The 14773-nt window shown below is 65.3% G+C and carries 15 protein-coding genes; 9 read left to right on the top strand and 6 right to left on the bottom strand.

Annotation, left to right across the window (positions count from 1 at the left end):
• The first annotated feature begins 77 nt into the window (after positions 1–77).
• The 3 genes from recQ (at position 78) to HGR_RS18015 (ending at position 2553) form a co-directional block, all read left to right on the top strand.
• Entirely contained in the window at positions 78–1928 is a 1851-nt protein-coding gene (recQ, locus tag HGR_RS14625; protein ID WP_006299105.1) for a DNA helicase RecQ, read from the top strand.
• Positions 1929–2048: 120 nt separating this feature from the next.
• Entirely contained in the window at positions 2049–2282 is a 234-nt protein-coding gene (locus HGR_RS14620) for a DUF6356 family protein (RefSeq protein ID WP_006299104.1), read from the top strand.
• Positions 2283–2421: 139 nt separating this feature from the next.
• Positions 2422–2553 carry a hypothetical protein gene (locus HGR_RS18015; RefSeq protein WP_006299103.1) on the top strand — a complete coding sequence of 44 codons (132 nt, stop codon included), beginning with the start codon at positions 2422–2424 and terminating at the stop codon, positions 2551–2553.
• A gap of 104 nt (positions 2554–2657) precedes the next feature.
• Here the strand turns inward: HGR_RS18015 and HGR_RS14615 are convergent, their stop codons facing one another.
• Together HGR_RS14615 and HGR_RS17630 are read right to left on the bottom strand one after the other, a co-directional pair.
• Positions 2658–3356 carry a hypothetical protein gene (locus HGR_RS14615; protein WP_006299102.1) on the bottom strand — a complete coding sequence of 233 codons (699 nt, stop codon included), beginning with the start codon at positions 3354–3356 and terminating at the stop codon, positions 2658–2660.
• Between the two features lie 256 nt (positions 3357–3612).
• Complete coding sequence (locus HGR_RS17630) at positions 3613–4272, bottom strand: hypothetical protein (protein ID WP_006299101.1); 660 nt, start codon at positions 4270–4272, stop codon at positions 3613–3615.
• A 136-nt stretch (positions 4273–4408) separates the two neighbouring features.
• On the opposite strand from HGR_RS17630, the gene HGR_RS14605 reads away from it, so the two are divergent.
• Complete coding sequence (locus tag HGR_RS14605; RefSeq protein ID WP_006299100.1) at positions 4409–5386, top strand: LysR family transcriptional regulator; 978 nt, start codon at positions 4409–4411, stop codon at positions 5384–5386.
• A gap of 152 nt (positions 5387–5538) precedes the next feature.
• Positions 5539–5961, top strand: coding sequence for a universal stress protein (locus HGR_RS14600; RefSeq protein ID WP_006299099.1), 423 nt, complete (start codon positions 5539–5541; stop codon positions 5959–5961).
• 43 nt (positions 5962–6004) lie between these two features.
• Here the strand turns inward: HGR_RS14600 and HGR_RS14595 are convergent, their stop codons facing one another.
• Positions 6005–6967, bottom strand: coding sequence for a M14 family murein peptide amidase A (locus HGR_RS14595; protein ID WP_006299098.1), 963 nt, complete (start codon positions 6965–6967; stop codon positions 6005–6007).
• A 219-nt stretch (positions 6968–7186) separates the two neighbouring features.
• On the opposite strand from HGR_RS14595, the gene HGR_RS14590 reads away from it, so the two are divergent.
• Complete coding sequence (locus HGR_RS14590) at positions 7187–8092, top strand: DMT family transporter (protein WP_006299096.1); 906 nt, start codon at positions 7187–7189, stop codon at positions 8090–8092.
• Positions 8093–8166: 74 nt separating this feature from the next.
• Here HGR_RS14590 and HGR_RS14585 read toward each other — a convergent pair whose 3' ends face one another.
• Entirely contained in the window at positions 8167–9420 is a 1254-nt protein-coding gene (locus HGR_RS14585; protein WP_006299095.1) for a CaiB/BaiF CoA transferase family protein, read from the bottom strand.
• A gap of 2 nt (positions 9421–9422) precedes the next feature.
• Positions 9423–10619, bottom strand: coding sequence for an acyl-CoA dehydrogenase (locus HGR_RS14580; protein ID WP_006299094.1), 1197 nt, complete (start codon positions 10617–10619; stop codon positions 9423–9425).
• Between the two features lie 189 nt (positions 10620–10808).
• On the opposite strand from HGR_RS14580, the gene HGR_RS14575 reads away from it, so the two are divergent.
• The gene (locus HGR_RS14575) at positions 10809–11777 is read left to right on the top strand and encodes a LysR substrate-binding domain-containing protein (protein ID WP_006299093.1); all 969 of its coding nucleotides are present in this window, start codon (positions 10809–10811) and stop codon (positions 11775–11777) included.
• A 48-nt stretch (positions 11778–11825) separates the two neighbouring features.
• Here HGR_RS14575 and HGR_RS14570 read toward each other — a convergent pair whose 3' ends face one another.
• Positions 11826–13607: a methyl-accepting chemotaxis protein gene (locus HGR_RS14570; RefSeq protein ID WP_006299092.1), complete on the bottom strand. Its 1782-nt coding sequence runs from the start codon at positions 13605–13607 to the stop codon at positions 11826–11828.
• Between the two features lie 259 nt (positions 13608–13866).
• Here HGR_RS14570 and HGR_RS14565 point away from each other — a divergent pair, with 259 nt between their 5' ends.
• Both HGR_RS14565 and HGR_RS14560 read left to right on the top strand, forming a co-directional pair.
• The gene (locus HGR_RS14565) at positions 13867–14124 is read left to right on the top strand and encodes a SlyX family protein (RefSeq protein ID WP_006299091.1); all 258 of its coding nucleotides are present in this window, start codon (positions 13867–13869) and stop codon (positions 14122–14124) included.
• Between the two features lie 214 nt (positions 14125–14338).
• Positions 14339–14764 (top strand): hotdog fold thioesterase, encoded by a 426-nt coding sequence (locus tag HGR_RS14560; RefSeq protein ID WP_006299090.1) that lies wholly within the window; start codon positions 14339–14341, stop codon positions 14762–14764.
• Positions 14765–14773: the final 9 nt, after the last annotated feature.

Below are 14773 nucleotides of genomic sequence, written 5' to 3'. Positions count from 1 at the left end.
GGGAGGCGGTCATTGGCGGGCAGGCGACAATCGGGCCACAGCCCCGGACCCCCTTCTTGAACGCGCCGCACCCCCCCTTGAACGACACACCGACCGCACGCATCCTGCGCGATGTATTCGGCTACGCGGCTTTCCGCGGTCCGCAGCAGCCCATCGTGGACCACGTCACCACCGGGGGCGACGCGCTGGTGCTCATGCCCACGGGCGGCGGCAAGTCCCTCTGCTACCAGATCCCGGCCATCGCGCGCCAGCAGGCCGGGCTGGGCGTGACCATCGTGGTCTCGCCGCTGATCGCGCTCATGCACGACCAGGTGGGCGCGTTGCACGAAGCCGGTGTCGAGGCGGCCTTCCTGAATTCCAGCCTGGGCGGCGAAGAGGCCGCGCAGGTGGAGAAGAAGCTGCTGCGCGGCGAGTTCACCTTGCTGTACGCCGCGCCCGAACGCCTGACCACACCACGCTTCCTCGCCCTGCTGGAGGCGTTGCGTGAACGCGGGCAACTGGCCTTGTTCGCGATCGACGAGGCGCATTGCGTGAGCCAGTGGGGTCACGACTTCCGGCCGGAGTACCGCGCCCTGAGCGTGCTGCACGAACGGTTTGCCGGCGTGCCGCGCATCGCCTTGACCGCCACGGCCGACGCGCTGACGCGCGAGGACATCGTGGAGCGACTGCAACTGCAGGAGGCTCGGCAGTTTGTCAGCAGCTTCGACCGCCCCAACATCCGCTACACCATCGTCGAGAAGAAGGACGGCCTGACGCAATTGCTGCGCTTCATCGAGCGCGAGCACGAGGGCGACGCGGGCATCGTCTATTGCCAGTCGCGCAAGCGCGTGGAGGAAGTGGCTCGGCAGCTGGTCGAAGCGGGCGTCCATGCCCTGCCCTACCACGCGGGCCTGGATGCCTCGGTGCGCCAGCGCCACCAGGACCGTTTCCTGCGCGAGGAAGGCCTGGTGATGGTGGCGACCATCGCCTTCGGCATGGGCATCGACAAGCCGGACGTGCGCTTCGTCGCCCACCTGGACATGCCCAAGAACATCGAGGGCTACTACCAGGAAACGGGCCGCGCCGGCCGCGACGGAGAGCGCGCCGACGCCTGGATGGTTTACGGCTTGCAGGACGTGGTCAACCAACGCCGCATGATCGACGAAAGCCCGGCGGCCGAGGAATTCAAGCAGGTGCTGCGCGGCAAACTCGACGCCTTGCTGGCGCTGGCCGAAGCAACCGACTGCCGGCGCGTGCGCTTGCTGCATTATTTTGGCGAGCACTCCGAGCCCTGCGGAAACTGCGACAACTGCCTGAGCCCGCCGGCCATTCGTGATGGCACGGAATTGGCGCGCAAGCTGCTGTCCTGCATCTACCGCGTGCAACAGGCCAATGGCATCAGTTTCGGCGCTGGCCATCTGATGGACATCCTGCGCGGCAAGGACACCGACAAGGTAAGGCAGTACGGCCATGGCAGCTTGAGCACCTACGGCATTGCACGGGACGCGAGCGAGAGCGAGTTACGCGCCGTGCTGCGTCAGCTGATTGCGATCGGCGCGGTGGCCGTGGACGCCCAGGCCTTCAACACCTTGCGATTGACCGAGGCGTCGCGCGCTGTGCTCAAGGGCGAAGTACCGGTGCGACTGCGCGAATCGGTGGCGGACCCTGCGCCCACCCGAAACCGCAGGCGAGCCACGGTTTCAGCACCGGCGGCGCAAGACCTGGACGTGGACGCGCAGGCACGCTTCATCAACCTCAAGGCCTGGCGTTCCGAAGTGGCCCGGGCGCACAACCTGCCGGCCTATGTGATCTTCCACGACGCCACCTTGGCGGAAATCGCCCGTCGGCAGCCCCGAAGCTTGGACGACCTGCAGGAAATCGGCGGCATCGGCGCACGCAAGCTGGAAGCCTATGGAGAGGATGTGCTGCGCGTCTGCACGGACAGCTGAAAAGCGACCGGGGAAATTTTCCAAAAAATAGGAAAAACAGGCAATCGAATCGCGATCCATTCGACCGGCACGAAAAAATCGCAATCCAGTTTCCCGGCCCCGCGTCTAAGCTTAAGGCCGATGAAATCCCTCCACCGCTTTTTCACAGAGCATCCCGCCAGCGTCGGCGAAAGTTATCTGCAACACCTGAGCACCGCGCTGTCGTTCGCGGGGCCCTTGCTGCTCGCGGCCGTCTGCGCGGCCCTGCACGCCCTGCTGCCGGGTCTTTTCCCTCGGACGGCAAGCCAGATCGTCACGCGCTTGCATGTGCGCATGGTCACGCACAGGACGCGGTCCAGCGCGGACAAGGGCTGAAACGGGTCCAAAACGCTGCGGTTGTTGCGCCGACACGGATCCGCACACCTGCGGGGCTTGCGGGTTCATGCGGACTGGCAGCCCTTTTGTGCTCGGTTAGAATGTTTCGCGTCCCTACGAGTCGATCACGAGGAAACCCATGTCCGAGCATCAGTCCCCCGCCACCCACGATCCGATCGAACAGATCGCGCACACCGCACCGGTGGTCATTCCCGTTCTGGGCGGCTTGTTGATTTTCCTGCTGGCCTTCATCGCCGTGTTCATGGCCTGAAGCTAACGCCGCAGCATGACAAAGGGGACCTTTCAGGTCCCCTTTTCATTTCATTTCGGCTTGCCGGTCAGAGGTGAAAACACCCGACCGGGCGACAACGGGCATCAGCGTGGCAGCTCCATCCCTCGGCTGGCCCGAACACCGGCAGTTTCGTGCAAGCTCAGCACCACGGCCTGTGGCTGCAGACCGGCAGGCAGGATCAGCTTGCCATCCATCTTGATGTAGCGCGCCACGCGCAGGCGGTAGTTGGGGTCGGAGGCACTTTCGGAAGTAATGACCTGCTGTTCAGGCCGGCCGTCCTTGAGCCCCAGCACGAGGAACTCAAAGCGGCCCTCGAACAGGCGCCCGTTGTTGACCAGCTCAAAGGTGTAATTCAGTTGTCCCGGAACTGCCCCGTTGCGCGCGACTTGCAGGGTTTGAACCTGTAGCCCTTCCAGTGAATGCGAAGCCAACACGTCGGCCAGAGGTTGCGTGCCATCGGCCTCGCGCGGCTGCGGTGCGGGAGAGGCCGCAGAGACAGCGGGTCTGTCAGGGACGGCAACGGCTTGCGGCACGCCATCCACCTCCAATTGGGTGGAATACGCGAGATCACCACCGCCCGACAGCCCAGGCTGGTAATAACGCCCGGCATAGAAACTGATGGTGCACAACACCGCGACGAAGCACAGCTTGAAAAAAGACCGCGCCCAGGCTTTCCAGAGCGGGATGGGGTCTGTGATGACGATGCTAGGCGTCATCTCGGAAAAAATGGTGCGCTTGGACGAAGAAGACACGCTGTTGAGACTTTCGATGGCTGGGCTCACCCGCCGGATTCGTGGATTTGCTATTTTGGCGCCGGGGGGGCAAGCCCTTGACAAATCGACCCCTGATCCAACGACGCCCTTATTCTCACGCAGAGAAGGCTGCGCGGTCTAGTAAACAAGCGTAAAAAACAAAAAGCCACCGCGAAGCGGTGGCTTGAGGGGGGACTGACGGGCGTCCAGACCGCCTGCCCCTTTTTGGCACATACCCCAGGGGCTTCGAGGTCAGGTCATCTGGCGCACGAACCCGCCGGAAGGATCATTCGTTCCAGATGCGGCGGCTCATGCGGGACAGACGGGCCGCGACTTCCGGACGCAGACCACGGGCAGCTGCCAAGGCCGAGACGAACTCCGCAGCGTTGATGTCCAGGGCGGCGTTGTTCTTGCCGGTGCCCTGACCCAGTTCCGGACCCTGTCCACCGCCAAAACCAGTTTCACCCAGGGCACTCTTCAGGGTCGCCGGGCTCTTGTTCGCTTCCAAGGCGACTTCCTCGCGCAGCACCGCGGCGCGGATGTCGGCCATGACGCGCGGATCCTTGCGCGCCAGGGCCCACAGGCGCTCATCGGCACGGCGGTACGCCACCGTGCGAGACCAGTTGTCCAGGCCCCGAGTCAGGCGACCCGCGAGGCTGCGCGCCGTGGGTGCCAGCAGGGCGACGGCCGAAAAGCCGACCACCCAGGTCAACACCCATACCGCCATGAGGTGTCCATCGGCCCAGGTGTCCACGAGCTGGTCGGTCACCACGAGCAGGGTGGCCACCATGGCCGCCAGCAGGACGACGGCGAGACCGCGCGATGCACTCAGATTCTTGCGCAGACGAGTCGCCAGGTGGCCGGCGGCCTCGACCGTGCGCTCAAGGCGCTCCGCACCCGGATGGCTGCGGGGATAGTCCAGATGAATGAAGCTGTTGGTTGTCATGGTGATTCCCTAGGAAGTTGCTGTGATGTGTCGATTGGATTGGTTGCAATACTAGGGTTTTCTCTGATGCCGTTCAACTTTATATTGTTGATATTTGGTATTCATATTGGTGATGTATTGTGAGGCTATCCGTTCCATGCCAGAGCAACTCAACTTCCGCACGCTCGATCTCAACCTCCTGCGGGTTTTCAACGAGGTCATGACCGAGCGCAGCTTGACAAAAGCCGCCTCAAAGCTTGCGCTCACTCAGCCGGCGGTCAGCAACGCATTGCGCCGCCTGCGTGAGGCACTGGGTGACGAACTGCTGCGCCGCAACGGCCAGGGTCTGGAGCCCACGCCCCGCGCGATGGCTTTGTGGCCGGCAGTGCAGCAGGCGCTGCGGCAGTTGCAGGAAACCCTGGTGCCAGGACACTTTGCTCCCGGCGAGGCCACGACGACGTTCGTGCTGGCCATGGCCGATGCCACGGCGGCCGAGCTGATTCCGGGGCTGGTTCAGGTGCTGGATCAGGAAGCGCCGGGCGTCTCCATCCGCGTGGTGCCGCTGACCACGCGGGACCCGCGCCGCCTGTTGGACGAAGAGGGGGCCGATCTGGCCGTGGGGTACTTCCCGGCGGTGATGGCTGGCTTAACGGCGCAGGCGCAGGCCGGTGAAACCGTGCCTTACGAGCACCAGCGCCTGTACTTGAGCCGGTATGTCTGCGTCATGCGGCGCGGTCACCCGCTCGCCGAGCAGGAATTGACGCTCGAACGCTATTGCGCGGCACGCCACCTGCTTGTGACGTTCTCGGGGCGGCCTTGGGGCTTCATTGATGAGGCGCTGCAGGGATTGGGACTGCGTCGCAACATCGTGCTCACCGTCAACCAGTTCTTCACCGCGGGGCGCGTGGTGGCCGGCTCCAACCTGCTGACCGTCCTGCCTCAGCACTTCGTGAACGCCACGGGCATCGCGGACCATCTGGTGCTGCGCGAGCTGCCCTTCGCCGTTCCCGCCATCCATGTGGACGCGCTCTGGCACCGGCGGCTGCGCCACCATCCGGCCCACACGTGGCTGCGTGGCGTGATGACGCGCTTGCCGCCCCAGGGCGTCGCCGCGCCCTCCCCCTCGCTTTCTTGACGCAGCGCAAAAAGCCTCGCAAAACTTGGTCGCCATCTGAAGCCTGGCTGATATTCTTGGCTTGGAGACACTCGACCCGGCCACTCGCGCCGGCCCACGCGCCAGGGGACCTCGGTCCGCATTGGCGACAACTGCACGAAAGGAAACCCTCCATGAAGATTCTCTTGGCCGTTGATGGCAGCGAGTACACCAAGAAGATGCTGGCCTACCTGGCCGCGAACGACACCCTGCTGGGCACCGACCACCAGTACGTGCTGTTCACGGTGCAAGCGCCGATACCGCCGCGGGCCAGGGCCGCCCTGGGCAAGGAGATTGTGGAGAAGTACTACGCGGAAGAGTCCGAGAAAGTGCTCAAGCCGGTCAGCAAGTTCCTCGCGCAGCAAGGTATCACGCCCAAGACGGACTGGAAAGTTGGGAATGCTGGCGAGCTGATCGCCAAGCTGGCCACCAGCGGCAAATTCGATTTGCTGGTCATGGGCTCACATGGTCACGGCACGCTGGGCAACTTGATCCTTGGCTCGGTCGCCACCAAGGTGCTGGCCCACTGCGCGGTGCCCGTGCTGATCGTGCGCTGAGGCCGAGTGAAAGGCGCGGCGGGCACCCCGCCAAGCCCCCTCCTTAGCGACGCAAGCGGGGCTGCACCGCCTCACCCGCTTCGACCTGCGCCAAGGTGATGCCCATCCACTGCTGCAGGTCGTCCCACATGCGGCGGATTTCCACGTTGCGGGGTGTCAGCTCGGCGCTCACCAGCTCCACCGTCACCACGGGCATGCCCTTGTGCACGCCCGCGTAGTGGCCCAAGGAACCGGGAAACACACCGAGCTGGTTCAGGCTCAGGCGGCCCAGCTTGCGCGGTGGCTCCTGCGGGCCGTCGAAGTCCAGCACGCCATACGGCGCGTGAATGCTCACGATCAAGTGGGGCCGGAAACGCTGCATTTCCTCGAACAGATACCGCGATTCCGGCTCGCTCAAGGGCTCGACCCCGGGATAACGGCGCGGGTCCTTGCGGGTGCGTACCGTCCAGTAATGGGTGGCGTCGTGTTCCCAATTCGGGGTGGGAAAGTTGCGGTTCAGATCCACGCCGTTGGCATTGACGCGACGTGAGGGCCGGTCAAACAAACCGTCCGGATTCAGCGCCGGGATGAAGCGCCAGAGGATGCCTTGCTCCGGCTCCGTCTGCGCAAACTGAATCCAATGCAGAGGCACGGAGGCCGAGGACAACTCGTCCCCATGGATGCCTCCGATGACCAGCACCCGCAGGCGCTGTTCCGCCGCGGGCGCAACGTCACGCACATAGATCGGCCGACCACGCACGCTGCGCCCTTCGCCCGGTTCCAAGCGGGCAGCTTCGCACAGCGCCCAGGTCACATTGGGCAGGCGGGTCCAGAATTCGTCACAGACCTTGCCCTTGCGCTGTTCCAGCGGAGGCGGCAGGTCGCGCTCCACCAAGCTGGCGTAGGACGATGCGGTTGCCGGTGGCGCTGCTGATGCCTGCGCTGCCGTGGGTTGCGCCGGCGTTTGCGGCGAGTCCGCGGACTGCGCACCCGCGCCGCCTGGGATCGAAGCCCAGGCGCCCAACATCACTGCGGTCCATACAAAAAATGCGGCAGGGTGGCCCGCAGCTGTCCTGTTCCAAAAGCCCATGGCGGGATTCTAGAACCCGTCGCCGCAGCAGCCGTCCGCCTATTTACCCAGCCGAGCGCAGGCCATCGGGGACAGGTCTTTTCAGCGGGGTCAAGCACGCCAAGCCCAAGCACCCTTCGGGGCCGGTTCAACGGCAGGGTGACAATCGGCGTCGACATGACGCAACGCAAATCCCACCTCGACACCCCCGCCATCGCCCTGCTGATCGTCTGCTGCGCGTTCTGGGGTCTGCAACAAATCCTGATCAAAGCCACCGTGGGCACCATCCCGCCGCTGTGGCAGGCCACGCTGCGTTTCGCTGCCGCCACGACTTTGTTGCTGCTGTGGAGCCGCTGGCGTGGCGTGGCCTTGTTCACACGTGACGGCACCTTGGGCGTCGGCTTGCTCGCGGGCTTGCTGTTCGCGGCGGAGTTCATCTGCATCTACCTGGGCCTGCGCGACACGCACGCTTCGCGCCTGACGGTGTTCCTCTACAGCGCGCCTTTCGTGGTGGCCTTGCTGCTGCCGCGTTTCGTGCACGCTGAGCGCCTGCGTGGCCTGCAGTGGCTGGGACTGGGCATCGCCTTTCTGGCCGTGGCGCTGGCATTCAGCGAAGGCTTCCTGCACGACGGCACGCAGCACCCCGCGCCGAACCAGTTGCGCGGCGACGCACTGGCCTTGGCCGCCGGCCTGTTCTGGGGCCTGACCACCCTCGTCATCCGCGGCAGCCGCATGGCGACGCTCAGCGCGGAGAAGACGCTGTTCTATCAGTTGGCCGTGAGTGCGGCGGTCTCGCCGCTGGCCTCGCTGGCCCTGGGCGAAGCCTGGTCGTTCGATTACCCAGCCTGGGCCTGGGCGTCGCTGGCCTTGCAAGCCGGTGTGGGCGCCTTCGCGAGCTACCTGGTCTGGATGTGGATGCTGCGGCACTATCCAGCCACCCAGCTCTCGTCCTTCACCTTCCTGACGCCGCTGTGCGCGCTGCTGGCGGGCGTGCTCCTGCTGGGCGAAACGCTGACGCTTCAACTGGCGCTGGCCCTGGTGGGCGTGACGCTGGGCATCGTGCTGGTGAACCGCAAGGCCTGAGGGCGCGGGCACTCGAAAAAGAGCGCCCTGCCCTGCGCCTGCCGCGAACCCAGGAGCAGGTGTGGGCGAGGGCCTCAGACCACGCCCGCTTGCCGCAAGGCCGCGATGCGCGCGGGGTCCAACCCCAGCTCGGCCAGCACCTGGTCCGTATGTTCACCCAGCAAGGGCGGCGCATGGCGCAGCACCGGCGGCGTGGCCGCCAGACGCAAGGGGCTGGCCACGGTGTGAAAGGCGTCCACCTGCAGTTGCGTGCGGGCGGCCGGGCTGCAAGGCTGGCTCAAGCGCAGGCCACGCGCTTGCACCTGCGCGTCGGCGAAGGCCGCGCCGATGTCGTTGATCGGCCCACAGGGCACAGCCTGGTCACCCAGCAGTGCCACCCAATCCGCGGTACGGCGCGTGCGCGTCAACGCACTCAACAGCGGAATCAAGACTTCGCGGTGCCGCACGCGCAAGGTGTTGCTCGCGTAACGGGGGTCGTTCGCCCAGTCAGGCTGGCCTGCCGCGACACAGAAGCGTTGGAACTGCCCGTCGTTGCCGATGGCCAGCAGCATGGCGCCGTCCGCCGTCGGAAAGTCCTGGTACGGCGCCAGGCTCGGGTGGCTGTTGCCCTGGCGTTGGGGGATCTCGCCGGTGTTGAGGTAGGCCGTGGCCTGGTTGGCCAGCACGGCCATGCCCACGTCCAGCAGGGCCATGTCAATGTGCTGGCCCTGGCCCGTGCCGCTGTGCGCGTTGTCGCGCACGTTCAGGGCCGCGAGGATGGCATTGGCCGCGTAGAGGCCGGTGAAGAGATCTGTGATCGCCACCCCCACGCGCAGCGGTCCGCCACCCGCCTCGCCATCGGGCCGCCCGGTGATGCTCATCATGCCGCTCATGGCCTGGATCATCAGGTCATAGCCCGCGCGCTGCGCATAAGGCCCGTCTTGGCCGAAGCCGGTGATGGAGCAGTAGATCAGGCGCGGGTTGATGGCCTTGAGGCTGTCGTAGTCGAGGCCGTATTTCCTCAACCCCCCGACCTTGAAATTTTCAACCAGCACATCGCTCCGCGCGGCCATCTGGCGGACCAGGGCTTGGCCCTCGGGCGTGGCGATGTCGAGGGTGAGGGAGCGCTTGTTGCGGTTGCAGGCGAGGAAATAAGTCGACTGCGTCGTAGGCTCGCCCCGCGCGTCGCGAACGAAAGGCGGGCCCCACTGGCGCGTGTCATCCCCCTCACCGGGTTTCTCGACCTTGACCACGTCCGCGCCCAAGTCCGCCAACATCTGCGTGCACCACGGCCCCGCGAGCACGCGGGACAGGTCCAGGACCTTGAGGCCTTCGAGTGCGCCGGCCATGTTCAGTTGAACGCGGCAATGCCGGTCATGGCTCGACCGAGGATCAAAGCATGGATATCGTGCGTGCCCTCGTAGGTGTTGACCACCTCCAGATTGACCAAGTGCCGCGCCACGCCGAACTCGTCGCTGATGCCATTGCCACCCATCATGTCGCGCGCCAGCCGCGCCACGTCCAGGGCCTTGCCGCAGGAATTTCGCTTGAGGATGCTGGTGATCTCCACCGCCGCCGTGCCCTCGTCCTTCATGCGGCCCAGGCGCAGGCAACCCAGCAGACCCAGCGAAATCTCGGTCTGCATGTCGGCCAACTTCTTCTGAATCAGCTGGTTGGCCGCGAGCGGGCGTCCGAACTGCTTGCGGTCCAGCACGTACTGGCGGGCACGGAACCAGCAGTCCTCCGCCGCGCCGAGCGCTCCCCAGGCGATGCCATAGCGCGCGCTGTTGAGGCAGGTGAACGGCCCCTTGAGGCCGCGCACCTCGGGGAAGGCGTTGTCCTCCGGCACGAAGACATCGTCCATCACGATCTCGCCGGTGATGGAAGCCTTCAGGCCCACCTTGCCGTGCACGGCGGGTGCGCTCAACCCCTTCATGCCCTTGTCGAGCACGAAGCCTCGAATCGGCCCCAGCTGTCCACCCTCGCTCACCTCGCGCGCCCAGACCACGAACACGTCCGCGATCGGACTGTTGGAGATCCACATCTTGTTGCCCTTGAGCCGGTACCCCCCCGCGGTCTTGTGGGCGCGCGTCGCCATCGAATCCGGGTCGGAACCGTGGTCCGGCTCGGTCAAGCCGAAGCAGCCGATCCACTCGCCCCGGGCCAGTTTGGGCAGGTATTTCTGTTTCTGAGCCTCGGTGCCGAACTCAAAAATGGGCAGCATCACCAAGGAGCTTTGCACGCTCATCATGGAGCGGTAGCCGGAGTCCACCCGTTCGACCTCGCGCGCGATCAGGCCGTAGGCCACGTAGTTCAGGCCCGGGCCACCATAGGTTTCGGGGATGCTGGGGCCGAGCAGACCCAGCTCACCCATCTCACGGAAGATGGTGGCATCGGTTTTTTCCTCGCGAAAGGCCTGCGGCATGCGCGCCGCCAGCTTGTCCTGGCAATAGGCCGCCGCCGCGTCGCGCACCATGCGTTCGTCCTCGCTGAGCTGCAGATCGAGCAGGAAGGGGTCGTTCCAGTGGAAGGTGGCTTTGTCGGCCATGCGGGGTCTCCTCGAAGGACTGGGACTCAGAATGTGGCGGCATGGTAGTGCGCTGGGTGGTTTGCGGCAAACGCGAATTTTTTATCCAGTCATGCGAAAATAGAATGTCTCCAGTGCATGCCTGGAACGATCTCTTTCGGGAAAGGATCGTCTTTTCGCCGGCATCCATCTCATGGACTCATACCTTCGATGCGCCGCAAGCTACCCTCCACCCAAGCCCTGGCCTGTTTCGAAGCCGCGGCCCGGCACCAGAGCTACACGCGCGCGGCGCAGGAACTGGCGCTCACTCAAAGCGCCGTGTCGCGCCAGATCCTGGCCTTGGAAGACTTCCTGGGTCTGACGCTCTTCACGCGCAGCCGCCACGGTGTCGTGCTCACCGCGCAAGGCGCCGCTTACGCACGCCAAGTCGCGCAGCGGCTGGCTGCACTGGAGCGCGACACCCTGGACGCCATGGCGCAGCAAGGCGATGGGGCTCATGGCGGCGTGATCGCCCTGGCCGCCGTGGCCACCTTCGCGACGCGCTGGCTGATCCCGCGCCTGCCCCGGCTCACGCAGGCGCACCCGGACATGGTGGTCCACATCGAAACCCGCACCCGCCCTTTTCTGTTCGCGGACCAGGAATTCGACGCCGCCCTCTACGCCGGCACGGCCGATCAGATGCAGCGCTGGGCCGGCACCCAGGCCACGGCCCTGATGGCCGAGGAAGTGCTGCCGGTGTGCAGCCCCGCCTTGTTGCAGGGTGCGGTGAGCCGCCGGCCATCACAAGCCCGGCCCGGCCTCACACCTTCCCAGATCGCGAGTCTGCCCTTGCTGCAGCAAAGCACGCGCCCGACCGCCTGGCGGCAATGGTTCGAAGCGCAGGGCGTGGACACGCCGCGCGCCATGGCGGGGCCGCGCCACGAGTTGTTTTCCATGACCGCGATGGCGGCAGCGCATGGTCTGGGCGTGGCCCTCGTGCCGACGATGCTGATCGAGGAGGAGCTGGCGCGAGGGGAACTCGTCGTCGCCAGCCCCCGTCCCTTGAAAAGCGGCCGGACCTATTACTACGTCACGCCGGAGCCGGACCAAGACCAGGTGGAACGGACCGCGGTCAGCCAGCTGCGCGATTGGCTGCTGGCGCAAGCACAAAGCCCTGCGCGGGTGACGGCCTCGGGCTGAACCCATCTCTGGCCCGTCGGCCCAGCGGGTTGGCGAGCGACCCCCGAATCAGAACTCGTCCCAATCCCCATCGTCCGCGGACGACTTGGGTGTCGCTGACGCCTGCAGTCGTTTGGGGGCGGGCTTGGGCGTATCCATCTTGGGCGAGCCTGTTTCCGTCACCGGTGCGGGCGCAGACGGCGCGGCAGCGCGTCGGGGCGTCGGGGCCGTCGTTGCGTTGGCCGACACGCGCTGCGCGGGGGAGACCCGTGGCACATGCGCTGGCGGCATCTTTGGAGGCGTGGCCACGGCATCGCCAACATTGAAGACCGCGACCACGCTGGCCAGGCGCTGTGCCTGATCGCGCATGGTGGCCGCCGCCGCGGAAGACTCCTCCACCAGGGCCGCGTTCTGCTGCGTCATCTGGTCCAGGTTGCCCACGGCTTGGTTGACCTGATTGATGCCATCGCGCTGCTCGGCGGCGGCGGTGCTGATCTCACCGATCAGGTCGGAGACGCGTTTGACGCTGGTGACGATGTCACCCATGCTCTGGCCCGCTTGGCTGACCTGGCGCGAACCCTCATCCACGGCCTGCACGGAGTTGCTGATCAGGGTCTTGATCTCCTTGGCCGCTTCGGCGCTGCGGCCCGCCAGCGCGCGCACCTCGCCGGCGACCACGGCGAAACCACGGCCCTGCTCACCCGCCCGCGCGGCTTCCACCGCCGCGTTCAGCGCCAGGATGTTGGTCTGGAAGGCGATGCCATCGATCACGCCGATGATGTCCGAGATCTTCTTGGACGACTCGGTGATCTGCCCCATGCTGACGATGGCCTGCTCGACGATGGTCCCGCCATTCTGCGCGGCACCCGCCGCGCTGCCAGCCAGCTGATTGACCTGCACCGCCGTGTCGGCCGATTGCGTGATGGTGCTGGTCAGTTCTTCCATGCTGGCCGCGGTTTGCTCCAGGTTGGCGGCGGTTTGCTCGGTGCGCGCCGACAGATCGGCGCTGCCCTTGGCAATCTCGCCGGCCGCCGCGGTGACGGACTCCACGCCCATGCGCACCTCGGTCACGACGCGCCTCAAGTGGTCGGACATGGTGTCCAGTGCGCGCAGCAGTTGGCCGATCTCATCCTTGGCGTTCGATTCAAGGCGCGCCGTCAGATTGCCCTCGGCGATGTGCTGGGTCAAGGTCACCGCGTCTTGGACGGGCCGCACGATGGACCGCGTGACGACGACCGCCAGCAGCACCCCCAGCAGCACGGCCAGCGCCACGCCAATGCTCTGCCCGATCTGGCTGCGTTGGGCCATCACATGCGCCTCACCCTGGGTCTTCAGCAGCAGGCCACGCGCGTGATCGGCGACGTCGTCCAGCGACTTGAGGTAGGCCGTGGCCAGGGGCAGCAGGTCTTTGTCCACCGCGCTCATGATGTCTTCCCCGGCCTGCTGACGCTTGATGAGGGCGGAGCGGGCATCGACGTAGACCTTGCGCTTGGCGGCCACCTCCTCCATCAAGGCCTTGCCCTTGTCGTCGGTGATCAAGGTGACCAACTCCTTCTGGTCCTCGCTGATGGACTTGGAAGTGGCCGCCATGTCCTTGGCCAATTGCTCTTGGTAGGCGGCATCCTTGGTCTTGAGCGCGGCGGAGGCGCGGATCCAGTTGATGGTGGTCTGCGAGCTCCAGCCCTGCGCCAGCAAGGCACGCTGCATCTCCACCGTGGCGATTTCCTCGCTGGTGTTCTTGAGCGTGTCCAGCCGCCAGATGCCGAGCAGCGCGACCGCCAGGGTGATGAAAAGCAGGATGCCGAAGGCCAGGGCCAAACGGGCGCCGATTTTCAGGTTGGAGAACATCATGAGTTCGCCTTTCCTTTGTGGTTGAACGCGCCGACCAGGGCCGACGCGGTCTTCATCGCTAGCCGATGCAGCTCATGCAAATGGACGCGATCTCATTTTTTACGTCAACAGTGAAAACCAGGGTGTGCCTTGTCATACCCACGCAACCGTCTCCACATGTCCCCTCCCCCTTCATTGACCCAACGGCAATTTTCAGGTGCGGGCAGGTTCGTCACAAGGTGCCGCAAAATCGGTGTTTCTCCAGATTCAGAAACATCGAATGAAACACGTTCGCACTCGCGAGGCCACCGAACCCACCAGCCTGGTGCCGTCGCAGCGCTTGGATGAGTTGGAAATCAAGGCCAGTTATGCCGAAGATTTGCTGGAGCAACTGAATCTGACGGTGTACCGTCAACAACAGCAGATTGAGTCACTGCAAAGGCAGATCGAACATTTGCGCAAGCAATTGCCCGAGCGCGACCCCGCGTTGAGCGCGGGTCAGCGCGATGCGCGCGAGGAACGGCCGCCGCATTACTGACCTTGGCCACGCCCTCATGCCGGAATAAGTTGTCGACATTGCGGTTTTGCAATCGCGCTTGGCGATGGGGTCCGCCCGCGCTCGCGGCCGACCCAAACGGCCAGGGCGATGGCTGCCGCAGCGTCACCTCGGCGTCACACGGTTTCATGTCTGTGGACGCGCCAAGGCGCTGTCTTCGCATAATCCACCGCATCGTCCTTCGCCCCACGCCACCATGACCGCCATCTGGAAAAAACCCGTCAGCGTCGAGTCCGCCACCCACTACGCGCAAAACACCGCCATCACGCATCTGGGCATCGAGTTCCTGGACGTGGGGCCCGACTACCTCAAGGCGCGCGTGCCCGTGGACACGCGCACCGTGCAACCCATGGGCCTGCTGCATGGCGGCGTGTCCGTCGTGCTGGCCGAGACCCTGGGCTCCATGGGTGCCTATTACGCCAGCCCCGAAGGCCATGAGGTGGTGGGTCTGGACATCAACGCCAACCATCTGCGCAGCGCGCGCAGCGGTTGGGTGACCGGGGTGGCGCGCCCCATCCACATCGGACGCAGCACGCACGTCTGGCAGATCGAGCTGCGCAACGAGGCGGAGGAGATGGTCTGCATCTCGCGCATCACCATGGCGGTGTTGACCCCGCGCTGAGGTCGTTCT

This window comes from Hylemonella gracilis ATCC 19624 (assembly GCF_000211835.1).
GTDB lineage: Bacteria > Pseudomonadota > Gammaproteobacteria > Burkholderiales > Burkholderiaceae_C > Hylemonella > Hylemonella gracilis.
Note: the sequence above shows the minus strand (reverse complement) of the source record. Positions and strands in the feature narration are given on the sequence as shown.